The organism is Chelatococcus daeguensis, from assembly GCF_001887265.1.
In the GTDB taxonomy this organism is placed as follows: domain Bacteria; phylum Pseudomonadota; class Alphaproteobacteria; order Rhizobiales; family Beijerinckiaceae; genus Chelatococcus_A; species Chelatococcus_A sambhunathii.
The window spans coordinates 3,226,834-3,249,228 of sequence record NZ_CP018095.1; the positions used below are offsets into that span (position 1 = coordinate 3,226,834).

General features: G+C 69.5%; 17 protein-coding genes. 10 read left to right on the top strand and 7 right to left on the bottom strand.

Features of this window, described 5'->3' with window-relative positions; all coding sequences use genetic code 11:
- Nucleotides 1-21: 21 nt before the first annotated feature.
- The 9 genes from BOQ54_RS15355 (at nucleotide 22) to BOQ54_RS15395 (ending at nucleotide 9,806) form a co-directional block, all read left to right on the top strand.
- Nucleotides 22-573: an SIS domain-containing protein gene (locus BOQ54_RS15355; protein WP_055460480.1), complete on the top strand. Its 552-nt coding sequence runs from the start codon at nucleotides 22-24 to the stop codon at nucleotides 571-573.
- A 7-nt stretch (nucleotides 574-580) separates the two neighbouring features.
- Nucleotides 581-1,522, top strand: a complete 942-nt coding sequence (locus tag BOQ54_RS15360; protein ID WP_063187076.1) for a carbohydrate ABC transporter permease — start codon at nucleotides 581-583, stop codon at nucleotides 1,520-1,522.
- Nucleotides 1,522-2,343: a carbohydrate ABC transporter permease gene (locus tag BOQ54_RS15365; RefSeq protein ID WP_055460478.1), complete on the top strand. Its 822-nt coding sequence runs from the start codon at nucleotides 1,522-1,524 to the stop codon at nucleotides 2,341-2,343. The genes BOQ54_RS15360 and BOQ54_RS15365 overlap by 1 nt, the downstream gene beginning before the upstream one ends.
- A 10-nt stretch (nucleotides 2,344-2,353) precedes the next feature.
- Nucleotides 2,354-3,253 (top strand): sugar phosphate isomerase/epimerase family protein, encoded by a 900-nt coding sequence (locus tag BOQ54_RS15370; RefSeq protein WP_071924218.1) that lies wholly within the window; start codon nucleotides 2,354-2,356, stop codon nucleotides 3,251-3,253.
- Nucleotides 3,254-3,257: 4 nt separating this feature from the next.
- On the top strand, nucleotides 3,258-4,259 hold the full coding sequence (locus tag BOQ54_RS15375) for a sugar-binding transcriptional regulator (RefSeq protein WP_145979782.1): 1,002 nt from the start codon (nucleotides 3,258-3,260) through the stop codon (nucleotides 4,257-4,259).
- Nucleotides 4,256-5,863 carry an FGGY-family carbohydrate kinase gene (locus BOQ54_RS15380; protein WP_071924219.1) on the top strand — a complete coding sequence of 536 codons (1,608 nt, stop codon included), beginning with the start codon at nucleotides 4,256-4,258 and terminating at the stop codon, nucleotides 5,861-5,863. The genes BOQ54_RS15375 and BOQ54_RS15380 overlap by 4 nt, the downstream gene beginning before the upstream one ends.
- 16 nt (nucleotides 5,864-5,879) lie before the next feature.
- Nucleotides 5,880-6,965 carry an ABC transporter ATP-binding protein gene (locus tag BOQ54_RS15385; RefSeq protein WP_071924220.1) on the top strand — a complete coding sequence of 362 codons (1,086 nt, stop codon included), beginning with the start codon at nucleotides 5,880-5,882 and terminating at the stop codon, nucleotides 6,963-6,965.
- A 12-nt stretch (nucleotides 6,966-6,977) separates the two neighbouring features.
- Nucleotides 6,978-8,465, top strand: coding sequence for a xylulokinase (gene xylB / locus BOQ54_RS15390; protein WP_071924221.1), 1,488 nt, complete (start codon nucleotides 6,978-6,980; stop codon nucleotides 8,463-8,465).
- An 84-nt stretch (nucleotides 8,466-8,549) separates the two neighbouring features.
- Complete coding sequence (locus tag BOQ54_RS15395; RefSeq protein WP_055460519.1) at nucleotides 8,550-9,806, top strand: aminopeptidase; 1,257 nt, start codon at nucleotides 8,550-8,552, stop codon at nucleotides 9,804-9,806.
- A gap of 18 nt (nucleotides 9,807-9,824) precedes the next feature.
- Here the strand turns inward: BOQ54_RS15395 and BOQ54_RS15400 are convergent, their stop codons facing one another.
- Nucleotides 9,825-10,769 carry an adenylate/guanylate cyclase domain-containing protein gene (locus BOQ54_RS15400; protein ID WP_083585994.1) on the bottom strand — a complete coding sequence of 315 codons (945 nt, stop codon included), beginning with the start codon at nucleotides 10,767-10,769 and terminating at the stop codon, nucleotides 9,825-9,827.
- Nucleotides 10,770-10,915: 146 nt separating this feature from the next.
- Here BOQ54_RS15400 and BOQ54_RS15405 point away from each other — a divergent pair, with 146 nt between their 5' ends.
- The gene (locus BOQ54_RS15405) at nucleotides 10,916-12,382 is read left to right on the top strand and encodes a transposase (RefSeq protein WP_063187084.1); all 1,467 of its coding nucleotides are present in this window, start codon (nucleotides 10,916-10,918) and stop codon (nucleotides 12,380-12,382) included.
- Nucleotides 12,383-12,385: 3 nt separating this feature from the next.
- On the opposite strand, the gene BOQ54_RS15410 is transcribed toward BOQ54_RS15405, so the two are convergent.
- Genes BOQ54_RS15410 through tssK form a run of 6 tightly spaced genes read right to left on the bottom strand, consistent with a single transcriptional unit; the run spans nucleotide 12,386 to nucleotide 22,313 of the window.
- Nucleotides 12,386-14,446: a serine/threonine-protein kinase gene (locus BOQ54_RS15410; RefSeq protein WP_071924222.1), complete on the bottom strand. Its 2,061-nt coding sequence runs from the start codon at nucleotides 14,444-14,446 to the stop codon at nucleotides 12,386-12,388.
- Nucleotides 14,447-14,448: 2 nt separating this feature from the next.
- Nucleotides 14,449-15,183: a PP2C family protein-serine/threonine phosphatase gene (locus BOQ54_RS15415; RefSeq protein ID WP_245316239.1), complete on the bottom strand. Its 735-nt coding sequence runs from the start codon at nucleotides 15,181-15,183 to the stop codon at nucleotides 14,449-14,451.
- Between the two features lie 23 nt (nucleotides 15,184-15,206).
- Nucleotides 15,207-15,896 carry a type VI secretion system-associated protein TagF gene (gene tagF, locus BOQ54_RS15420; RefSeq protein ID WP_071924224.1) on the bottom strand — a complete coding sequence of 230 codons (690 nt, stop codon included), beginning with the start codon at nucleotides 15,894-15,896 and terminating at the stop codon, nucleotides 15,207-15,209.
- Nucleotide 15,897: 1 nt separating this feature from the next.
- Nucleotides 15,898-19,551, bottom strand: a complete 3,654-nt coding sequence (gene tssM / locus BOQ54_RS15425) for a type VI secretion system membrane subunit TssM (protein WP_071924225.1) — start codon at nucleotides 19,549-19,551, stop codon at nucleotides 15,898-15,900.
- A gap of 6 nt (nucleotides 19,552-19,557) precedes the next feature.
- Complete coding sequence (gene tssL, locus BOQ54_RS15430; RefSeq protein WP_071924226.1) at nucleotides 19,558-20,979, bottom strand: type VI secretion system protein TssL, long form; 1,422 nt, start codon at nucleotides 20,977-20,979, stop codon at nucleotides 19,558-19,560.
- The gene (tssK, locus tag BOQ54_RS15435; protein WP_071924227.1) at nucleotides 20,976-22,313 is read right to left on the bottom strand and encodes a type VI secretion system baseplate subunit TssK; all 1,338 of its coding nucleotides are present in this window, start codon (nucleotides 22,311-22,313) and stop codon (nucleotides 20,976-20,978) included. The genes tssL and tssK overlap by 4 nt, the downstream gene beginning before the upstream one ends.
- Between the last annotated feature and the right edge of the window lie 82 nt (nucleotides 22,314-22,395).

Consider the following 22,395-nt stretch of genomic DNA (forward strand, 5'->3'; position numbering starts at 1 on the left):
AGCACAGGCGGAGCCTCTTCCATGCCCTCGCTCTATCAACGCGCGCTCGACGAGCTCGGCGCGGTCTTTGCCCGTATCGACGAACAGGCCGTCGATGCCGCGGTCGAGCGCATCGCCGCGGCGAGGCGCATCGCCCTCTACGGCGTCGGTCGGGAAGGCCTGCAGATCAAGGGCTTCGCCATGCGCCTCTTCCACCTCGGCCGAGACGCCGCGGTGGTGGGCGACATGACGACGCCGCCGCTCGGAAAAGGCGACCTGCTCGTCGTCTCGGCCGGGCCGGGCGCATTCTCGACGGTTCTCGCGCTCATGGGCGAAGCGCGGAAGGCGGGCGCGGCGTGCCTCCTCGTCACCGCGCAGCCCGGCGGCGAGGCGGCGAAACAGGCCGACACGGTCCTGACCATCCCCGCCCAGACCATGGCCGACGACCGGGGACCCGCCTCCTCCGTCCTGCCCATGGGCTCGCTCTACGAGGGCGCGCAGTACATCCTCTTCGAGGTTATGATCCTCAAGCTCAAGGATAAGCTCGGCGTGAGCGCCGAGGCCATGCGCGCCAACCACACCAATCTGGAATAGGGACGTGATGAGCGTCGAGGGACAGGCACTGGCACAGGAAGCGGCCCGGGCGAGGCCCGCCCGCAGGCGCCGGCTCGAGCACGGCCGCTGGACGCCGCTCTTCTTCCTCGCCCCGGCTGTGGTGACGCTGCTCGCGATCGGCCTCTACCCGATGCTGTTCGCGCTCGTCACCTCCTTCCGCCGCTACAATCTCACCCGGGCGCGCGAGGGCTTCCCCTTCGTCGGCTTCGAGAACTACGGGCGCGTGCTGAGCGACCAGACCTTCTGGGACACGCTCCTGCTGACGGGCCGGTTCTTCCTCACCGTCATGCCGATCCAGGTGGCGCTCGGCCTTCTCATCGCGCTCATGCTGCACCGGCCGGGTTGGGGCTTCATGCGCTCGCTTGCGCGCGTCTCGCTCGTCGTGCCGCTCGCTACTACCTATGCCGTCGTCGGCCTCCTCGGCAACCTCATCTTCAACCGCAACTTCGGCGTCGCCAACCAGTTCCTGTCCTGGTTCGGCTTCGCGCCCTTCGACTGGCTCGGCAATCCGAGCGGGGCCTTCGCCGCCATCGTCATCATGGACGTCTGGCAGTGGACGCCATTCTGCGCCCTCATCTTCCTGTCGGGGCTCTCCATGGTGCCCGTCGACATCGAGGAGGCGGCGCGGCTGGAGACGAAGAGCCACTGGGCGCTGCTGCGCCACGTGCAGCTGCCCTATCTCCTGCCCGGCCTGACGGCCATGCTCATCCTGCGCTCGGCGGACGTTCTGAAGCTCTTCGACATGATCTTCACCATGACACGCGGCGGGCCGGGCACGGCGACCGAGCTCATCTCCATCTACATTCAGCGCGTCGGCTTCCGCGTGTTCGATCTCGGCGCGGCCTCCGCCCAGGCGATGCTGCTGCTCCTGTTCACGATCCTGCTGAGCCGACTCTACATCCGCATCTTCTACCGGGAGATCGAGTGATGGTGTCCCGCCCCGCGGCACGCTTTGCGCATCTGGCCGGCCTCGTGCTGGTCTTCGCCTTCGCCATGTTCCCGTTCTACTGGATGGTCTCGTCGAGCTTCAAGGACCAGGGGGACCTGCTCGCCTCGCCACCAATGTGGCTCTTCGAGCCGACGATTAAGCACTACGCCGAGATCTGGGCGGATCAGAAGGTGACGGCCGCCATCGTCAATTCGCTCATCGTCGCCGTCTCGACGACCGCGCTCGCCGTCCTCCTCGGCACGCCAGCGGCCTATGCGCTCGCCCGCTTCGAGTTCCGCGGCAAGTCCGACCTGTGGTTCTGGTTCATCTCCAACCGCATGATCAGCCCCATCGTGCTCGCCCTGCCGGTCTATCTCCTCGCCCAGTCCCTCGGTCTGCTCGACACGCACCTCGTCCTCATCCTCATCTACCTCACCTTCAACCTGCCGATCGTGGTTTGGATCTGCACGGACCAGTTCCGCTCGATCCCGCCCGAGCTGGAGCAGGCGGCGCGGCTCGAGGGGGCGAAGCAGTTCGACGTCTTCTGGCGCATCTACCTGCCGCTCGGCCTGCCGGGCGTCGCGGTGTCGGCCATCTTCAGCTTCATCTTCTCGTGGAACGAACTGCTCTATGCGCTGGTGCTGACCCGCCGCAATGTGCAGACGGCGCCAGTGGCAGCGACAAGCTTCATGTCCGGCTACGAGCTGCCCTGGGGCAAGATCATGGCAACCGGCACGGTCATCGTCCTGCCGGTCACCATCTTCGCCCTCATCGTCTCGCGCCACATGATCCGCGGCCTCACCATGGGCGCGACCAAATAGGGAGGCGGCGATGGCGCTCGGCATCAATCTCTCCTTCTGCGTCAAGCGCTGGGTGACGCCCGCGCTTTGGGCCCGCCTCGTGCGCGAGGAACTCGGCCTCGACCTCGTGCAGCTCTCGTTCGACCTCGTCGATCCGCTGTGGCCGGACGAGGTGTTGGACAAGACGGCCGCGGACATGCGCAAGGCCTGCGCCGAGCACTGCATCATGGTGCACAGCGGCTTCATCGGCCTTGCCCACTACACCTTCAACCAGTTGCTTCATCCCGAGCCCGGCGTACGCGACGCCGCCGAGCACTGGCTCGCTCGCGCCTATGCCTTCTGCGGCAAGGCCGGCATCCGCGCCGCAGGCGGCCCCCTCGGCGCCATCGGCGCCCGGCTCGACGCCGTAGAGGCAGACGCGATCCCGGCCGCTGACTATGTTGACCTCACCGCCCGCCTGAAACGTCTCGCCGAGAAGGCGCAGAGTCACGGCCTTACCGAGCTCTACATCGAGCCGACGCCGCTCCGGCGCGAGTGGCCGTGGACGCCCGGGCAGGCACGGCGCCTGAGCGACGACCTCGCCGGTGCCGCGGTCCCCTGGCGCTACTGCCTCGACTGGGGCCACGCCATCCTTTCGCCGCCCTATGCGGGTGAGGAAGCGCGCGTCGAACCGTGGCTCGAGACGATCGGCCGCGAGATCGGCGCCATCCACATCCAGCAGAGCGACGGCCGCCTCGACCGCCACTGGGACTTCACCGAGCCCGGCATCGTCGATCCGGAGGCCGTCGCGGCGACGCTCGCACGTTTCGGGCTTGCCGACCGGCCCGTCTTCCTCGAAGTCTTCTACCCGTTCGAGGAGACCGATGCCGCGGTGCTCGACCGGGTCCGCCGCTCGGTCGCGGTGCTGGCGCCGGTGCTCGGTGGGGAATGACGCGATGAACGATCCCGTTGCGGGCACCACCATGACCGACCCGCCGCGCGCCGCCCAGCGCAGCGCCGGCGACGAGGTCGCGGCCCGCGTGGTCTGGTACTACTACGTCGGCAACCTGACCCAGCAGGAGATCGGCGACCGGCTCGGCCTCACGCGCCTGCGCGTCAACAAGATCATCGGCCAGGCGCGTGTTGACGGCTCGGTGCGTATCGAGGTGCGCCTGCCGCTCGCCTCGTGCGTGGCGCTGGAGGAGGAACTCGCCGCCCGTTATCGTCTCGCCGAGGTGGCGGTGGTGCCGGCCGTACCCGGCTATGAGGACCAGCAGCGCGTCATTGGCGAGGCCGCCGGCACCATGCTGAGCCGCCTGCTGGGCGACGGCCAGTCCATCGGCATCGGCTGGGGTCGCACGCTGAGCGCCAGCGTCGCGAGCCTCGGGCCACGGCGCCTGCCCGCGAGCCGCGTCGTGTCGCTCATGGGCGGGCTCACGCGCGGCTCGGGCACCAACACCTTCGAAGTCGCGACGCGCCTCGCCGAAGCCATCGGCGGTGAATGCCACTATCTCGCCGCCCCCATCTATTGCCCGAGCGAGCACAGCCGCAACGACCTGCTGACCCACTACGGACTCGCCGACGTCATGCGCCGGGCGCGGGAGGTGGATGTCGCCCTCGTCTCTTGCGGCGACGTCTCCAGCCACTCGCTGCTCGCCACCACCCAGACCGTGCGCCAGCACCAGCAGGCACTCGAGGCTGCCGGCACCATCGGCGACCTCCTTGGCACCTTTCTCGATGCGCACGGGCGGCCCATCGCCCATCATCTCAACCAGTGTGTTATGGCCCTCTCGCCGCAGGAACTGAAGGTCGTCCCGCGCTCCATCCTCGCCTCGGGCGGGCTCAACAAGGCGCCGGTCGTGCACGCCATCCTGTCGGGCGGCTACGTCAACCGCCTCGTCACCGACGAGGACTGCGCCCGCGCGATCCTCGGCATGCCACTGGAGAAGGTGCCATGACGTCCGCCCCGCAACTCCTGCTCGCCGTGGACGTCGGCACCCTTTCGGCTCGCGCCGGCCTGTTCGACCTCGCCGGCTGTCTCCTCGCCACCGCTGCACGGGAGTTCCCCTTGCTGCGGCCGGCGGAGCATCATGCTGTCTATCGCATGGACGACATCTGGACGGCGGTCGAAGAGGCGATCCGGACCTGTCTCGTTGCGGCCGGCACGGAGGCGGCCGGACAGGTCGCCGCCCTCGCCTTCGATGCCACCTCCTCCCTCGCGCTCTCCTACGAAGGACCGCCGCCGCTCGCCGGCGAGGCGGACGTATTCTGCTGGATGGATCACCGTGGCGAGGCAGAAGCCGAGGAAATTGGCGCAAGCGGCGACCGGCTGCTCGCCTATACCGGCAGTTCCATGTCGCCAGAAATGCACACGCCGAAGCTCGCTTGGCTGGCGCGGCGCGACCCGCAAGCCTTCGCTCGCGTCACCGGCGCCCGCGACCTGTGCGACGAACTCGCCCGCCGGGCGACGGGCGAGGACCGTCACTCCCTCTGCGGCCTCGCCTGCAAATGGGCCTACCTGCCGGCCGATGCCGAGCCCTGGCGGCACGACCTCCTCGCGCGCCTCGGCCTCGGCCGGCTGCCTCAGCTCGGCGCACTCGCGGCCCAGCCGCTACCTGTCGGCCACCGGCACGGCCGGGTGACGGAGGCCGTCGCCGCCCGCCTGGGCTTGCCTGCCGGCATTCCCGTCGCTGTCGGCCTCATCGACGCTGAGGCCGGCACGCTCGGCGTCCTGGGTCGCGGTTTTGCCGGCAACATGAACCGCACGGTGGCGCTTATCGGCGGCACGTCCACCTGCTACATGGCCTTCGCGCCCGACGAGCGCCGCATCTCCGGCGTGTGGGGTCCGTTCAGGGACGCGGTCTTTCCAGGCTACTGGATGCACGAGGCCGGCCAGTCGCTCGCCGGCGCGGCACTCGACGCTGTGCTCGCCCACCATCCCGGCGGGCCGCGGTGTGCCTCGGCCGATGCGCACGCGGCCGCAGTCCGCGACATCCTCGCCTTCCTCGAAGCAGAGGGGCCGGCTTTCGCCGCGCGCCGGCATCTCGTGCCCGACTTCCTCGGCAACCGCGCGCCGCTCGGCGACGGCAGCGTGCGCGCCATCCTCGTCGGCGTCGGCGAGGATACGAGCCGCCGCGCCTTCCTCGAAACCTACTATGCCACGGCCCGCGCGCTCGCCCTGCAGGCGCGGCACATCATCGAGCACCTCAATGCCCACGGCTATGCGCTCGATCGCGTCGCCCTCTCCGGCGGGCACCTGCGCAACCCGCTCATGGTGAGGCTTTACCGCGACGCGCTCGGCGATGCCGCGCTCGTCCTCAGCAACAGCGCCGAGCCGGTGCTACTCGGCACGGCCATGGTCGCTGCCGTCGGGGCCGGCCTGCAGCAGGATCTCTTCGCCGCGCTCGACGCCATGGCTCCGGCGCAGGAGAGCCTCGCCCCCGACCCGCGCTGGCGCGCCGCGCACGAGGCCGCCTATGGCGTCTATCTGAAGCTGTTCGCCTTCCGCAACGACATCGAGCGGGAGGCGAAGGCTCTTGCCGCCTCCGGCCAGGACAGATGAAAGGAGCCCGCCCGACATGAGCTTTCTCAAGCTCGAGCAGATCGTGAAGCGCTTCGGCGATGCGACGGTCATCGACCATGTCGACATCACCGCCGAGCGCGGCGAGTTCGTCGTCTTCGTCGGCCCCTCCGGCTGCGGCAAGTCCACCCTGCTGCGAATGGTGGCCGGCCTCGAGGAGGTGAGTGAGGGTGCCATCTACCTCGACGGTGCCAACGTGACCGACACGGAGCCGGCGGCGCGGCAGGTCTCCATGGTCTTCCAGTCCTATGCACTCTTCCCGCACATGAGCGTGCACGACAACATCTCTTTCGGCCTCAGGATGGCAAAGACCCCGCGGGAGGAGATCGACCGGCGCGTGGCCGAGGCCGCGCGCATCCTGCAGATCGAGAGCCTCTTGCAGCGCAAGCCGCGCCAGCTCTCTGGCGGCCAGCGCCAGCGCGTCGCCATCGGCCGCGCCATCGTGCGCAACCCGAAGCTTTTCCTCTTCGACGAGCCGCTGTCCAACCTCGATGCCGAGCTGCGCAGCCAGATGCGTGTCGAGATTGCGCGCCTGCACCGCGACCTTGGCGTCACCATGGTCTACGTCACCCACGACCAGGTGGAGGCGATGACGCTCGCCGACCGCATCGTCGTGCTGCGCGCCGGCAGGGTCGAGCAGATCGGCTCGCCGGCCGACCTCTACGAGCGCCCCGACAACATCTTCGTCGCCGGCTTCATCGGCTCGCCGAAGATGAACTTCCTCAAGGTCTCCATCGCGGCGGTGAACGGCGGCGCCGTCACCGTGCGGCACCCGGCGCTCGCCGCCGACCTCACCTTGCCCACGCGCCATGCGCCGAGGGTCGAGCCGGGTGAGGACGTGGTGCTCGGCCTGCGGCCGGAGCATCTTTCGGTGGGCGACGGGGGGGCCGCATGCCTCGCCCTCCGCGGTGAGTTCGCCGAGAGCCTCGGCGCCACCTCGCAGCTCTATGCGCAGACCGGCAACGGCGAGACGCTGATCCTGCAAGTGCCGGGCCGTCGTTCGCTCGCGCCGGGCGAGGGCATCCGCGCGGGCTTCGATCCTGCCCAGGCCTATCTCTTCGACGGCGCCGGCCGCGCCATCTGATCGGAGATCTCCATGCCGACCTATCTCGGGCTCGATATCGGCACCTCCTCGGTCAAGGCGCTGCTGCTCGACGAGAGCCAGACGACCATCGCCGAGGCCACCGTGCCGGTCGGCATCTCGCGACCGCATCCGCTGTGGTCGGAGCAGGATCCGGAAGAATGGTGGCAGGCGACACTTACCGCCACCGCCAGAGTACGGGACGCCGCGCCCGAGGCATGGCGGGGCCTCGCCGGCATCGGCCTCTCGGGCCAGATGCACGGCGCCGTGCTCGTCGATGGCGAGGGACGTGTGCTGCGCCCGGCCATCATCTGGAACGACGGGCGCTGCGCCGCAGAGTGCCGGGAGTTGCAGGAGAGGGTGCCGGACTTCACCCGCCGCGCCGCCAACATCGCCATGCCCGGCTTCACGGCCCCCAAGCTCCTGTGGGTGCGCCGGCACGAGCCGGATGTCTTCGCGGCGACGCGCAAGGTGCTGCTGCCGAAGGACTACATCCGCTTCCGCCTCACCGGCGGTTATGTCTCGGAAATGTCGGACGCCGCCGGCACGCTGTGGCTCGACGTCAACGCCCGCAGCTGGGACGACGTGCTCATCGAGGCCTGCAGTCTCACGCGCGCCCATATGCCCGAACTGGTCGAGGGCTCGGAGCTGTCCGGCCGCCTCTCGGCCGACACGGCGGCGCTCCTTGGCCTTGCCGGCCGGCGCGTGCCGGTGGCCGGCGGCGGCGGCGACAATGCCGCCTCGGCCGTCGGCATCGGTGCGACGCGCGCTGGCGAAGGCTTCCTCTCCCTCGGCACCTCCGGCGTGCTCTTCGTCGTCACCGACCGGCTGACCGCCCTGCCCGAGCGCACGCTGCACGCCTTCTGCCACGCCCTGCCCGGCCGCTGGCACGGCATGGCCGTGACCCTCGCCGCGGCCTCGGCGCTCACCTGGGTCGCGACCCTCGTCGGCCGCGCCGGCGACATCGCGGGCCTGCTCGCCGATGTGGAGCGCTTTGCGGAAAGCGAGCGCAACCGCATCCACGCGCCCCTGTTTCTTCCCTACATCACCGGCGAGCGCACGCCGCACAACGACGCCGACGCCACCGGCCTCTTCGCTGGCCTTCGGGCCGAGCACGGGCCGGACGCGCTCACCTATGCCGTGCTCGAAGGCGTCTCCTTCGGCCTCGCCGACGACCTCGACGTGCTCGACGAAGCCGGGGCGCGGCTGGATAGCTGCATGCTCGTCGGCGGCGGCTCGCGCAGCCGCTTCTGGGGGCAGATGCTGGCGGACATCCTCAACCTGCCGCTCGACCTGCCGGCGGGGGCCGAGGCGGGCGCGGCGCTCGGCGCGGCCCGGCTCGGCATGCTCGCCGCGGAGGCCGGCAGCGAGGCGGAGATCTGCCGCAAGCCGCCACTGCGCGAACGCTTTTCACCGCGCGGACAGGATGGCTATGCCGAACGGCTGGCGCGTTTCCGCAAGCTCTATCCGGCGGAAAAGGCGACGCGCGGCATGCCCTCCTGAGCCATAAAGGCGGCATTCGCCATTGTGATCGCGGCCGGCCAGCGTATATCGATGCGCACAGGTTTCTCGCAGGCAGGGCATCTCATGACCACACACCAGCGCACCATCGTCGCATCGATCGACCCCGTGAAGCTCGACCGGCTGGCGGAGGTCGCTGTCAGGGTCGGCCTGCAGCTGCGCGAGGGGCAGGACCTGTTCCTCACCGCGCCGGTCGCCGCCCTGCCGCTGGTGCGGCGCATCGCCGAGCACGCCTACAAGGCCGGTGCCGGCCTCGTTACGCCCATCCTGTCCGACGAGGAATTGACGCTCGCCCGCTACCGCTTCGCCAAGGATGCGAGCTTCGACCGCGCCCCGGTCTGGCTCTACGAGGGCGTCGCCAAAGCCTTCACCGCCGACACGGCTCGCCTCGCCATCGTGGGCGACAACCCCATGCTGCTCGCCGGTCAGGACCCCGCTAAGGTTTCCCGCGCCAACAAGGCCAATTCGCTCGCCTACCAGCCGGCGCTGGAGAAGATCGCCGGCTTCGACATCAACTGGAACATCATCGCCTACCCGACCGCCTCCTGGGCCAAGCAGGTCTTCCCCGGCGACGAGGAGGACGTCGCGGTCGCGCGCCTCGCCGAAGCCATCTTCGCCGCGTCGCGCGTCGACGGCGAAGACCCCGTCGGCGCATGGGAGGCGCACAACGCGGCGCTCAGGCTGCGCACGACCTGGCTCAACGGCGAGCGCTTCGCGGCGCTGCACTTCACCGGGCCGGGCACCGACCTCACCGTCGGCCTCGCCGACGGCCACGAATGGCACGGCGGTGCCTCGACGGCGAAGAACGGCATCACCTGCAACCCGAACATCCCGACCGAGGAGGTGTTCACGACCCCGCACGCCCTGCGCGTCGAGGGTCGCGTCGTCAGCACCAAGCCCCTCTCCTACCAGGGCACGCTCATCGACGAGATCGCCGTGCGCTTCGAGGGCGGGCGCATCATCGAGGCCAAGGCGAGCCGCGGCGAGGAGGTGTTGGGCAAGGTGCTCGACACCGACGAGGGCGCGCGTCGCCTCGGCGAGGTGGCGCTGGTGCCGCATTCCTCGCCCATCTCGAAGAGCGGGCTCCTCTTCTACAACACCCTCTTCGACGAGAACGCCGCCTGCCACATCGCGCTTGGCCAGTGCTATGCCAAGTGCTTCGAGGGCGGCGGCGCGCTGAGCCCGGACGAGATCGCCGCCCGCGGCGGCAACAAGAGCCTCATCCACATCGACTGGATGATCGGCTCGAACGAGATCGATATCGACGGCATCAAGACGGACGGCACCCGCGTCCCCGTTTTCCGCAAGGGAGAGTGGGCGTAAATACGGCGCGCGGCGCCGTCACCGGCGGCGTAGCAGCACCGAGAAGCGCACGCCCCCGCCCAGCGCCGCCGGCTGCCCGAGGCCGATGGTGCCGGCGCCGTGCAGGTCGATGGCGTCGAGGTGCAGCGGCCGCTCCGGCTCGCCGTCGAAAGCGATGAAGCTGCCGTTGGTGCTGTGGTCGGTCAGCATCCACCGGTCGCGCCGCAGCCCGAGCGTGGCATGCCGGCGCGACACCCGGTCATGGGCAACGACGAGGTCGTTGCCCGCGTCCCGCCCGAGGGTCACTTCGCGCTCTCCTTCGAAAATGCGCACTATGCCGGCGCAATCGAGCTGCAGCAGCGGCCGCAGGACGGTGGGGGGCGAGCGGGACAGCACGTCGACGGCCGTCAACCCGCCGCTCTCCTGCCAGACCACTTCGACAATGCGTGTCGCCTCGCTCTTACCCTTGACAGAAAAGCGCGTCAGCTCCCGCGTCGCCGCACGCTGCGCCGGCGGGAGGAGCCCCGCGAGGTCGCCACTGGTGATGATCTGCCCGGCGCGGGCGATCTGCACCATGCGCGCCGCGACATTGACCGTGTTGCCGAAATAATCGGCCCCGGTGCGGATGGCCGGCCCGTAGTGGAAGCCGATGCGCAGCGCGAGCCGCTTCGCACCTTCGGGCCCCGCCTGGGTTTCCATGCAGCGCTGCATGGCGAGCGCCGCATCGAACATCGCTGCAGGATCGGGAAAGGCCGCCATCAACTCGTCGCCGATGGTCTTGACGACGGCGCCGCCGTGCGCCGTGACGACGCCTGTGGCAGCGCGCAGGCATCCCTCGATGGCGGCGAGGGCGGCGCGGTCCCCCAGCACCTCGTAGAGCTGCGTGCTGCCGGAGATGTCGCCGAACAGGATGCCGATCTCGCAGGACTGGCCGGCCATCGTCGCCACCATCCCCTTGTCGCCCGGGTCCATCACCACGCCCATGTCGCCTGCCGGTTGTAGCGGCCTTTGGCGCGCGGCGGAAGCGGGCCGCACGTGCGCGCCGGCACCCGTCGGCGCCCCTCCTGTGCTATGAATAGGAAGAAGAAGCGGGGACACCGCCGCCTTAGAGAGGGGCGGGGACGGCAGACATGGACGACGCCCTGAGGCAGTTCCGGGCAGCGTTCCCGGAAAGCGCCTGTCTCGACACCATCATGGCGCTGCGCTTCGGCGGCACCGCCTTCGACTGTCCGGCCTGCGGCAGGAACGGCGGCTTCGTGCGCGACGTGAAGCACCGCGCCTTCGCCTGCCGCGCCTGCGGGCACGCCCTCTACCCCTGCGTCGGCACGCCCTTCGAGCCGCTGCGCATTGCACTGTCGGACTGGTTCTTCGCCGTGAAGCTCGGCAGCGGTCGCAACGGCGGCCCCTCGGCACGGGCTCTACAGCGCCGGCTCGGCTGCCCGGCTGGCACCGCACGATACATGCACGACGCCTTGAAGCGCCTCGCGGCCGCGGACGCCGCCGGCCCCCTCGTCGGATGGTACGTTGCCATAGCCAAGCGCGTGGGAGACGGCGGCGCGGCAGCGGCATCACCGACTGCTGATCCCTCCGCTCTGGCAACGCAGGAAGCCGTGGCGCCCGTGCGGGCGCGCCTTCGTGGTCATCATCTCGTTGCCGCGGCGAGCGGCCTCATCGTCGTGGCGGCCATCGGCACCGCCGTGCTTGCGCTGCGGCAGGAAAGCGCCACAGTGCCGTCCGACAGCGCGCCGGCGCTGGTCGCGGCGCCGACCCCGCCCTCGATTCTGCTCTCCGCCGTCGAGGACGATCTCGCCGCCGCCCAGCAGGCGGTCGACTTCATCGAGAAGGAAGAACCGACCATCGTGCCGCAGGAGCGGGCGGACCCCATCGTCACCTCCCCCGGCAACGCCAACCAGATCCTCACCTTCGGCCCCATCAAGATCCGCCGCCACCTCGTCGAGACGATCGTGCGCGCCGCCCGCGTGGTCGGAGCCGATCCTTCCCTGCTCATGGCCGTCGCAGACAAGGAATCGAGTTTCGCAACCGAGGTGAAGGCCAAGACCTCCTCGGCAACGGGCCTCTACCAGTTCATCGAGAGCACCTGGCTCGGTGTGGTGAAGGACTTCGGCGCCAAGCACGGTCTCGCCGGCGAGGCGGCGCTCATCCAGCGCGTCGACCGGCGCCATGTCGTCGCCGACCCCGGCGAGCGCGCCCGCATCCTCGACCTGCGCCGCGAGCCCTATCTCTCGGCACTGCTGGCCGCCGAGATGCTGAAGCGCGACACGCTGCGCATCGAACGCCGCATCGGCCGGCCGCTAACCGGCGGCGAGGTCTATCTCGTCCATTTCCTCGGCCCGGGCGGTGCCGAGCTGTTCATCGACGCCATGGAAGGCGCGCCCGACCGGGTGGCCGCGGAGCTCCTGCCCAAGCCCGCGGAAGCCAACCGGCCAATCTTCTACGACAAGGCCGGCGGCACCCTCTCCCTCGCCGAAGTGCACAAGAAGTTCGAGGCCATGATCTCGGTGCGCCTCGCCCGCTACCGCGAGGTCAAGCGCATCCAGGCGGCCGTGGAGCCGGCGCCGGGCAAACGCGTCGATTGAGGCCTATTCCTCCAGCCTGAAGTACTTCGCCGCGACGCCCACCTTCTGGCCCGTCCGGTCGATCTCGGCAAAAAGCAGCGGGAAGAGCGTCGCTGCATCCAGGGTCTTGCCGCCCGCAAGCGTGGCGAGCGGCGCCGGGCTCGCGAGTGCGAGCACCACCTGCGGCCGGGCCCCGGTGCCGCTGGTGCGCTCGACGCGCAGGCTGAAGGACAGCGCCTCGGCGTCCTTCTTCAGGAAGCTCGCCAGGTTGTGCACATAGCCGTCGTCGGAGACGAGCAGCACCGTGACCTCGCGCCCGTCCGTACCGGCGACCGTGCCGCTCAGCGTCTCGCCGCTGCGCAGGCTGAAGGCGGCGATGTCGAGCCGCGGCGGCTCCCCACGCAGCGGTCCCATCTGGCGCAGGAAGGCGACGAGCGGGCATTGCGCCCCCGTCACCTGCCGAAGGCTGATCTGCGCCTCGAAGCCGTTGACCTGCCGGAAGGCCTCGTCGAACGCCACGAAGGGCTGCGTCGCGGCGCCGTAGCCCTCCACCTGCGCGGCATTGGCGCTCACCTCCACGGGATTGAGGAAGAAGCAGTCCCCGCCGCTGTATTCGTCGATATAGCGCGTGATCTCGGCGATGCGCGGCACCGGCCCGGCCGGCGCGGGCGCCGTCACGGCAGGCGTCGTGGGAACGAGCTCCGGCTGTGCCGGACGTGCGGCGACCTCTGTCCTGCCCTGAGACGGGCCCGGAAGCAGCGGCGGCGGATCGGCACCGGCTGCTTCCGGCCGCGCATCCGCCGGCCCGGTCAGGGGCGGCGTCCGCGCCGGGGCCGGGGTCGAAGCAGGCGCTTCCTGAGATGTACCGTCCATCTCCGTTGCCGGAGGCCCTGGCGCGGCAGGGGGCGCAGACTGCTCTGCCGCCGAAGCGGGAGGCGTGACTGTCGCGGCCGGCACGGCGGCCTGCGGCACCGGTCCTGTCGCAGTCTCCTGCTGCGTCGGCGTGCCCTTGTCCGGGACAAGGGGGGGCGGTTCGCCCTGTGTCGCGCGTTCCTCCACGGCCGGAGGACGCGATGCCGGCGTCAGCACTGGCGCTTCGACCCTGCGCTCGTCGGGCTGCGGACCAAGCAACGCTTGCAGCAGCGGCATACCCGCGATCCCGGCCGCAACCGCAACAGCCGCGGCGCCGGCGAGCCCGGCAAGAACGAACGGCCGGCGCCCGGCAGGAGCCTTCTCCGCCGGCGGCTGCCAGGCGGCGACCTCGGCCATGGAGGCCGGCCGGTCCTCTGGCCGTGGCTGCAGCATGCGCGTGATGAGCGGCCGCATGCGCGCATCGATGCCGGCAAGATCCGGCACGGCCCGGCGCTTCTCCACGATCGCACTCTGGCTGCCGCCCATGTCCAGCGGCCGGCCGAGGAGCGCCTCCGCCAAGACGAGCCCGAGGCTGTAGATGTCGGACTTCGGCCCGACGTCCCCACCGTGGAGGCCGAGTTGCTCGGGCGAGACATAGTTGTACTTGCCGGCGAAGCCGCTGCCGATCACCGTCGCCTCGCCGAGCCTGGTCGAGCGGGCGATGCCGAAGTCGATGATCTTGGCGCGCCCCACGTTGCCGCCGGGCAGGATGACGTTGTCGGGCGAGAGGTCGCGGTGAATGATGCCGAGTTCGTGCGCGGCGGCGAGGCCGGCGGCGACGCGGCGGCGCAGCAGGTCGACCTCGGCAAAGCTGAGGGGCCCCGCCTTCACGCGCTCCGACAGCGCCTGCCCGTCGACGAATTCCATCGCGAGATAGGTGAGATCGAGCACCGGGTCGCGCGAGAACACGAAATAGCGCACGATGGCCTCGTGATAGAGCTCGTGCAGCGCCGAGGCCTCCTTGCGGAAGAGCGCGATGGCCGCCTCGTTCTCGGCAAGATCCGGCCGGATCGTCTTGATGGCGACCGCATCGCCCGTCTGGATGGCATGGCCCTTGTAGACCTCGCCCATGCCGCCGACCGCGACGAGCCGCTCGATCTCGTAGATGTCGTTGAGGCGCGTGCCCGCGACGATGCGCTGGCGGGCCGGCGCGATGCGCGTCTTCTCGTCCATGGCTAGCCTCCCGCCCGCGGCCCGGGCATGCAGCGCACCGCCACCACGGTGACGTTGTCACTCGCCCCGCGCTCCAGCGTCAGCGCGATGAGGTCATCGCAGGCCACCTGCGGCGGCGCGCCGGCGACATGGGCGAGGATCTCCTCGTCTGCAACATGGGCGGTAAGCCCGTCGCTGCACAGAACGAAGATGTCCCCCGGCGCGACCCGGCCCTGGTGGATCTCGAGCTCCGGCTCATCGCTAACGCCGATGGCCCGCGTGATCACGTTGCGCCGCGGCCAGACGCGCGCCTCGTCCGCGGTCAGGAGCCCCAGGTCCACCATCTCCTGCGCCTCGCTGTGGTCGCGCGTGAGCTGCGCGATGGAGCCGTCGCGCACGCGATAGATGCGGCTGTCGCCCGACCAGACGCAGGCCTGATCGCGGTCGAAGACGAGCAGCGCCGCGAGCGTCGTGCCGAGAACGCCACCACGCGCGCGGCTCATCTCCCGGAGCTGCCGGTTGGCGCGCAGCACCCGATCCTCCAGGCGAGCGAGGAGATCGGGCGCCGATGCCGGCGCGCCGATGGTTTCGAGCGCAGTCATGAGAGCGGCGCTGGCGATTTCGCCGCCTTCGTGGCCGCCCATGCCATCGGCCACAGCCCACAAGCCGGCCTGCGGCCGGGCGAGGAAACGGTCCTCGTTGAGGCTCCGCACCTTGCCGGTATGAGTGGCGGCACCGGTTTCGAACGTTGCGGCCATCTGGTGCATCGGTAGCGGCTCCGTCACGCAATGGCTCGGTCGAAGGCGCCTGTCAGCATGCCGGCGAAGAGATGCGGGTCCGGCATGCGCCGGGCCACTAGCAGCAGGGGAGGAAAGCCGGGTCCGCCTGCCGTCCACCACATGCTGGCAGCGGCATAGGCGCGAGCATAATCCTCGACACGGAGGGCAGCCAGCGTCTCGGGCAGGGCGGCAAGCGGCGCCCTGATCGCGACGCTGCCATCGGCGAGGCGCATCATCCCCTCCGGTGGCGGCAGCACAAGGTGCGCGACCGGCGGGCGCAAGGTGGCGAGCGCGGCAAGCAGGCCTTCGTAGGTGGCGCCCTCGGCGAGCGCCGAGAGCAGGAGTTCCTCGGCCCCAGCGAACCATCCATCCTGCGGGTCGAGCTCGGGCGGGGGACAGGCCTCGCCCGCCTCCGCCACGGCGAAGACGCTGAGCGGAAAATAGCGGCCGATCCCATCCACGGAGGGCATGAAGACGCCAGCGACGGTCGCGCCGCAGAGGTCGGCGCCGAGCCAGAAGCGCCACAGCGGCGCCTTCAGGAACACCTCCTGCCAGCCCGCGCCGAGCCTGAGGCGGCTGGTCGATAGCCCGCCCTCCATCCACTTCTCCCACAGGCCGATGAGGTCGCGCGGCAGCCCGGTGGCGACGAAGTCCCGCTTGGCCGGCAGCTTGCCGAAGAGGCCGAGGCGCATGTCACAGCCCCGTCGGGCAGCGGAACTCCCGGAGCGCCGGGAGCACGAGCGGGTTGAGCAGCGAGCCGACGTTGAACTGGTAGGACACCTCGCGGCCGCCGACGAGGAAGCTCGCGACGATGCTGTCGCCGCGCCGCAGGACGGAGCCCGCATCAAGCAGCCGGAAGAGGGACCACGTGCCCTGCCGCTCCAGCCGTGCTCCCTCGCTGAAGAAGCCGCCGCCGAGGGTGATCGACGTGCGGCCGATGCCGCCGCCCGGCCAGTTGACGTTGGTCGGCGTGTTGACGCCCTGCTGGCTCGCGACAACCGTGCCGTTGATCTCCAGCTGGGCGCTTTGCGCATCGCCGCTGAGCGTCAGCGGCGTCACCGCCATGGTGAAGGACGGCATATTGCCGCCGGTGGGGAAGAAGGCGTCACGCACTTGCGCCGCACGCTGGAATTCCCGCAATGTCGCCGCCGAGAGCGACTGCGCCACCCGGTTGTCGCCCCGCCACGTCCATTGGGCGGCGGACTGATCGGCATAGGATGCGAGGTTCTGGCTGAAGAAACGGTCCATGATGCCGCCGGGGGCGAAGAGGCGTGCGAAATCGGCAAGCGGCACCTCGCGCCCGCTGCCGCGCACGAAGGGATAGCGGTTGGTGACGATCTGCTGGCACACGCGCGTCACCTGATCGGCGAGCGCCTGCTGCAAATTGACCACCGAAGCGCCGGCCGCATCACCCTCGAAATCGCCCGCCGCCGAGCGGATCATCTGGTCGAACGGCGCGGGAAAGCGCGAGGCCGTGGCCCGCAGCACCGCGATCTGCGGCACGAGCGCGTTGTTGGCCTGCGTCGCTTGGGCCGGGTTGATGGCCGAGACGGCGAGGTTCTGGTTGATCTCGCTGAGGCTCTGCAGCAACTGGTCGACCGGCCGGCGGCCGAGATCGCCATCAACGAGCACGTGGAACTGCTTGAACAGCGCCTCGATATTGGCGCCGGGCGCCTGGCCATCGGAGGAGATGGGGGCCGGGCCGGCCGCCCCGCCAGTCACGCGTTGGCCGACGCCAGCCTGCCCGGCGATGGAACCGACGCGCCCGGCCGCAGAGCCGATGCGCCCGACTGAACCGCCAAGCTGCGAAGCAGCCCGCGCTGCCGCGTCGATGGCCATCGCGGCTGCCTTGCCGTTGCTGGCGCTATCGGCAGGCGCCGCCGGGCGCTCGCGCGTCAGCCTGGTCTCGTCGCGGATCGATTCGAGCAATTGCTTGATAGGCGAGGTCGCAGCCGCAGCCGCGCTCAGTGCGACATATTGCGGCTTGTCCGCCGTCAGCGGACGCAGCTTGAGGCGCAGCAAAGCCTGCTGCCATGCGGCGACGAAATCGCGCGTATAGAGGCGCAGGATATCCTGGAAGAGCGTCTGGTATTGCGTCGCCACCGCCGCTTGCTGGCCGGCGGGGCCGAGCACCCAGCGCTCGCGCTCGACCTGCGCGCCGATGTCCGGCAGGCGGGCGATCAAAGCCTCGTGAAAGCCGTCGTAGGTATAGAAATAGGGCACGCGGATGCTTTCGAGGTCCTCGCCGCCCGTGCCCTCGAAGACGAGGGCGGTGTCCGCCCCGCCGCGGAAGGCGACCACCCAGTCCTTGTGACTCTGGCCGCGCGCCTGCGACTTCAGCAGCTCGTAGGCCCGCTCGGAGAGGCTCATCCGCGCCAGCGTCCGCTGCGCGTCCTCGATGAGCGCGTTATTGAGCGCAATCGTCGCCTCGCCCGTCTCGAGCTCCAGCATGGCGAGGAGGTGCTCCTCCAGCGCCTCGCGGCCGCGTGCGTTGGCGGCGCCAGGAAAGAGATTGTCCGCCCAGTCACGCCGCATCCAGGCGAGCACGAAATCGGCGTCGGTCGGCACCTGGCCGCCGATCATCAGATAGACCTTGAGCGCCTCGTAGAGGAAGCTCGGGTTGTTGCGATTGGCCTCGATCTGCTCTTCGAGACGGAAGATGAGGCGCGAGCGCAGCATGCGCTCGAGCGCGGCGTGATAGGCGGTCTCGGAGGCGGACTGCAGGCGCTCGCGCTGGCTGAGGCCGAAGGTGGCGGCAAGCGGTGTTGCCTCGTCCCGTTGGGCGTAGCCGGCCGGCATGTAACGCAGCTTGTGCAGAAGCGGCAGGATCTTGCCGAAGTCGCGCTCCACCACCGTCGTCTCGCGCAGCACGGGCGCGGCGATCTCGCGATATTCGGCAACGGCATTGCCGGAGAAGGCGATGAGGTCCCGGTTCCTGCTGTAGCTCAGCCACCACAGGGCGCCGGCGGCGACGACGGCGGCGGCGATCACGCCGAAGGCGGCCGCCCGCAGCATCCGCGCGCGCCGCACGGCGGCACGATTCGTCGACACCCAGCCGGCTTCGCCCAGCATGACCTTGCGGAAGAGATCCGTCAGGAAATAGCTCTTGCCAAGACCCGAATAGGCCGCGCCCGCCGCGGCCTCGGCACCAAAGTTTCTCGCGAGCGTGCCGATGAGCTGATCGATCGGCGTGCCCTGTTGCGTACCGGAGGTGAAGTAGAAACCGCGCAGAGTCGCATTGACATGATAGCGTGTCGGCTCGAAGACGCGGTCGAGAAAGTCGACCACCGCCCGCTTCAGCGTCGCCATCTGGCTCGGAAAGCTGAAGAGGGCGACCCGCGCCTGGGGCGTCGGCTCCTCGTGCAGGCGGTCCGGCAGCAGCTCGTTGAGCCGGGCGATCAGCGCGTCATATTCCCCCGGCACGTCGGCGATCATATTGCGCGTCCTGTCGCCGGTCTGGAACGTATGGCCGAAGACCATGCGGCGCTGGCTTTCCGTGAAACTGCCGAAGAACTCCCGGAAGCCGGCGACGAGATCGGTCTTGGTCAGGAGCGCATAGACGGGAAAATCGACGCCGAGGCGCTGGTTGAGCTCCATCAACCGCTTGCGGATCGCCGCCGCATGGGCGGTGATCTCCTCCGAGCCGGCGGTCAGGAGATCCTCGACGCTGATGGCGACGAGGACGCCGTTGATCGGCTGCTTCGGCCGGTTCTCCTTGAGGAGATCGAGGAAGGCAAGCCAGCTCTCGCGGTCCCCCTTGGCGTCGCTATCCTGCGTCGTGTAGCGGCCAGCGGTGTCGATCAGCACGGCCTCCTCGGTGAACCACCAGTCGCAGTAGCGCGTGCCGCCGACGCCGGCGACCGCCTGCGGCGTGCCCCCGCGCGCGAGGGGGAACTTGAGGCCGGAATTGATCAGCGCCGTCGTCTTGCCGGCCCCGGGCGGGCCGATGATGAGGTACCATGGCAGATCGTAGAGATAGTCGCCGCTGCCGCCCTTCGACTGGCGGAGGGTGGCGAGCGCATCCTTCATCCCCTCCTTGAGGGCCTCGGCGTCGCTCTCCTCCGTCGCCTTGGCGGCAATCCCCTCCTCCAGCTCGCGGCTCGCCTTCCGGCGCCGGTAGAGGCGCCAGGCAAGAAGCCCTGCGACGGTGAGCACGACGATGCCGATGAGCGCGGCACGCGCCCAGGCATCTTCCAGCGGCCTTATCTCGCCCAAGGCGAGGAGCGGCCCCGCCAGCCACACCAGCAGGCCGAAGGCCACGAGCCCGGCGAGCGTCGCGCCGAGCGCCAGCGCACCTGCCAGCGTCAGGCGGCCTCTGCTTGTCCCTCTGGCGTCTGCTGCGGGCATGGCACGTCAATGGCTCCGCTCGATGAGGATCTCGACGCGACGGTTCTTGGCGCGCCCGTCCGCCGTGGCATTGGAGGCGATGGGCTGGTCGGCCCCCTTGCCCTCGGTGGCGACGCGGCCCGGATTGGTGAGCTGCGCCTTGATGATGTCGGCGACCGCCTTCGCCCGTTCCTGCGACAGTACGAAATTGGAGGGGAAGCGCACGGTGCGGATCGGCACATTGTCGGTGTGGCCGACGATCTTGACCGTTCCCGGCTCCTTCTCCACCGCCGCCGCGATGCGCGCCAGAAGCGGCTTGAACTCGTCGCGCACCATCGCCTGCCCCGGCGCGAACAGCGGCAGGTCGGAGATGCGGATGAGCACCTTGTTGCCGCTCTCCTGAACGAGGATCTTCTCGCCTTGGAGGTCCTGCTGCAGTCGGCTCGCCTGGGCGGAGGGCGGCGGAGGCGGCGGCGCCGAGAAGACGCGCCGCTGGATGCCGATCTCGGAGGTCGGGTGGACGGCGATGAGCGATGCCGCGACGGCCTCGGCATCATTGCCGAGTAGGCTGCGCAGAAGGAGGAAGAGACCGAGAAGGACGACCCCGGCAAGCGAGGCGACGGCCCACACCGGCACCCGAAGGCGAGCCGCCTCCGCCGGAACGGCCTGCCCCTGCCAGCGCGGCGACAGTTCCTCATTCGCCCGCTTCACACGGCGCAGCGTCTCGTAGAGACTGCGCTCGATCTGCTGCAGCGCCGCCACTCCGCCGGCCGAGGTGCGGTGCACGCCCTGGAAGCCCAGAGCAAGGCACGCGTGCATGAGCTCGAGAAGGGCGTAGTTGACGCTCGGATCGGCCCTCGCCCGCTCCAATTCGTCGAAGAAGCGCACGCCACCGACGCGTTCGCCGAAGAAGCGGCTCAGCATGCTGTACTGCGTCCACACATGCCGATCCTCGCCGGGAATGTTCTGGACAATGTCGTCGGCGGTGGCCGCAAGCACATATTTGGCGACGCGCGTCTCGTCCGCGGGAAGACCTGCTGCGCGCACGTCGCGCTCGAATTCCGAGATGCTGTCGGCCACCTGTTCCATCAGCTGGGCGTAGGGCGCCCTGAGCGTGCCCACCCGCAATTCGCCGAGAAGGAGAAGAAGCGGCCCGGCGGCCCGCATGAGGGGATTGTCGTTCGGGGTGAGAAGTTGCTCGCGCGGGAGCACGAGCGCAAGGGCCCGCCCCTCCCCGCCAGCGGCCTGCGGCGGCGGGACGGCGGCGACCCATTCATCGTCTGCATTCGACCCGGGAGGCTGGTATGCCGAAGGCGGTGGAGGCTTAGCCGATGGAGGCCCGGCGCTCAGAGGCGGCGGCGTCGGGCCGCGCCCCGCCGGCCGTGGCCGGATGATGGTGCGTTCGCTGCGCCCGAAGGGATCGCGCGGGCTGCCGTCGTCGCCGCTCATCGCCGTCCCTCCAGTACCGCCCAGAGCTCGAGTTCGAGGCCCGGCCAATCACCGGAGAAATGCATGCCTATGGAGGTCGCCGTGCTGAACTCCGGCCACAGCGGCGAGGTTCGATCGAGGTAGAAGTAGACATGATCGGTGATGGCCCGGATCTGCGGCGGCGGCGTCGGCAGGTGGATGAGCGGCACGCCCGGCAGATGGGCATGCACGATCTCATTCATCTTGGTGTTGGGCCCGACCTTGAAGAGATGCGGGAAGTGGTTCTGGATTTCCGTCAGCGGCCGTTGCGCGGCCACTTCCAGCACCAGCGTCGCGTTGCGGAACAGTGCCCGGTCGCGGATGGTCGAGGTGAAGGCGTTGGGCGCCCGCTCAACGATCTCCAGGCGGATGGCGCGGCGACCGATCTGGGCACTGAGGAAGTCCTGGATGTCGCGAATGACCGGCGCGAAGACCGCTTCGAGATCGTCGTGGTCATAGGCCGGGTAGTCGCGCGCCCTCCGCTCGGCTGTGACGAAGGTGGCGAGTTCGCCGGCCATGCGCAGCAATTCCTCATAGAGGCGCTCGGGATGGACATAGCGCGAGCGGCGGAAGTGCTTGAGCAACGGGATGTGCCGGTTGAGCAGTTGCAGGATGAGATAGTCGGCGCTCTGCAGGCCGCCGCCCGCCGTCGGGTCGGCGGCATAGCGGGCGAGTTCCTCGAGCTTGTTGTCCATCCAGCCGATGACGCGGTCGATCCAGCCGTCCACCACCGGATGGGCGCTGCACGTCAGCACCGGCGGCGCAAATTTCTCGTCGAAGATCACCGCTCGGTCGCGCACCTCGACGATACGGGCCACGGCAAGGTTGACAAAGCCTGGCCTCGGCGTCCGCCGCAGCTCATAGGCGAGGCGCGGATAGGCAACATCGATCTGTTCCTCCACCCTGAGCGGCGAGGTGGAATCGATCATTAGCGCACTCGCCAAGACGAAGCGGCTCGCGCTGTCGGCTTCCCCGTCCTCGATCTCGCGCGTGTTGGGCGCGGCGACCGGCAGCGACAGCCACACCACCTGCTTGGTGGCATCCTCCGGCACGTCGAGCGGCGCAGGCAAGGGACTGTTGTCGGGCACGCTGAAGGGCGTGCCATCCGGCATCACGCCGCTCGCCCGGCGCAGGCCGAACTTGCTCTGCTGCGCGAGATCCCGGTCGATTTCGAGCGCGGAAAAGCCCCAGGGATAGGGCGTGATATGGCGGATGCGGCTCTCGACCAGATTTTCGAGGTAACGATCACTCTGCTGCAGGTGATGCGGCCTCAGGAAGAGACCTTCCGACCAAACGACCTTGCTATACCAAGACATTTGCTTTCCCGCCGGTCTCGCCGAAGAAGTATAGACTGCACCCGCCCCGTCGTCACCTGTCGCCTGCAGGTTGTCGCGGGGC

What these genes read in the sequence shown, in the direction of transcription:
- BOQ54_RS15355 (WP_055460480.1), top strand. Translation starts at nt 22, where the DNA reads ATGCCCTCGCTCTATCAACGCGCGCTCGACGAGCTCGGCGCGGTCTTT.
- BOQ54_RS15360 (WP_063187076.1), top strand. Translation starts at nt 581, where the DNA reads ATGAGCGTCGAGGGACAGGCACTGGCACAGGAAGCGGCCCGGGCGAGG.
- BOQ54_RS15365 (WP_055460478.1), top strand. Translation starts at nt 1,522, where the DNA reads ATGGTGTCCCGCCCCGCGGCACGCTTTGCGCATCTGGCCGGCCTCGTG.
- BOQ54_RS15370 (WP_071924218.1), top strand. Translation starts at nt 2,354, where the DNA reads ATGGCGCTCGGCATCAATCTCTCCTTCTGCGTCAAGCGCTGGGTGACG.
- BOQ54_RS15375 (WP_145979782.1), top strand. Translation starts at nt 3,258, where the DNA reads ATGAACGATCCCGTTGCGGGCACCACCATGACCGACCCGCCGCGCGCC.
- BOQ54_RS15380 (WP_071924219.1), top strand. Translation starts at nt 4,256, where the DNA reads ATGACGTCCGCCCCGCAACTCCTGCTCGCCGTGGACGTCGGCACCCTT.
- BOQ54_RS15385 (WP_071924220.1), top strand. Translation starts at nt 5,880, where the DNA reads ATGAGCTTTCTCAAGCTCGAGCAGATCGTGAAGCGCTTCGGCGATGCG.
- xylB (WP_071924221.1), top strand. Translation starts at nt 6,978, where the DNA reads ATGCCGACCTATCTCGGGCTCGATATCGGCACCTCCTCGGTCAAGGCG.
- BOQ54_RS15395 (WP_055460519.1), top strand. Translation starts at nt 8,550, where the DNA reads ATGACCACACACCAGCGCACCATCGTCGCATCGATCGACCCCGTGAAG.
- BOQ54_RS15400 (WP_083585994.1), bottom strand. Translation starts at nt 10,769, where the DNA reads ATGGGCGTGGTGATGGACCCGGGCGACAAGGGGATGGTGGCGACGATG.
- BOQ54_RS15405 (WP_063187084.1), top strand. Translation starts at nt 10,916, where the DNA reads ATGGACGACGCCCTGAGGCAGTTCCGGGCAGCGTTCCCGGAAAGCGCC.
- BOQ54_RS15410 (WP_071924222.1), bottom strand. Translation starts at nt 14,446, where the DNA reads ATGGACGAGAAGACGCGCATCGCGCCGGCCCGCCAGCGCATCGTCGCG.
- BOQ54_RS15415 (WP_245316239.1), bottom strand. Translation starts at nt 15,183, where the DNA reads ATGGCCGCAACGTTCGAAACCGGTGCCGCCACTCATACCGGCAAGGTG.
- tagF (WP_071924224.1), bottom strand. Translation starts at nt 15,896, where the DNA reads ATGCGCCTCGGCCTCTTCGGCAAGCTGCCGGCCAAGCGGGACTTCGTC.
- tssM (WP_071924225.1), bottom strand. Translation starts at nt 19,551, where the DNA reads ATGCCCGCAGCAGACGCCAGAGGGACAAGCAGAGGCCGCCTGACGCTG.
- tssL (WP_071924226.1), bottom strand. Translation starts at nt 20,979, where the DNA reads ATGAGCGGCGACGACGGCAGCCCGCGCGATCCCTTCGGGCGCAGCGAA.
- tssK (WP_071924227.1), bottom strand. Translation starts at nt 22,313, where the DNA reads ATGTCTTGGTATAGCAAGGTCGTTTGGTCGGAAGGTCTCTTCCTGAGG.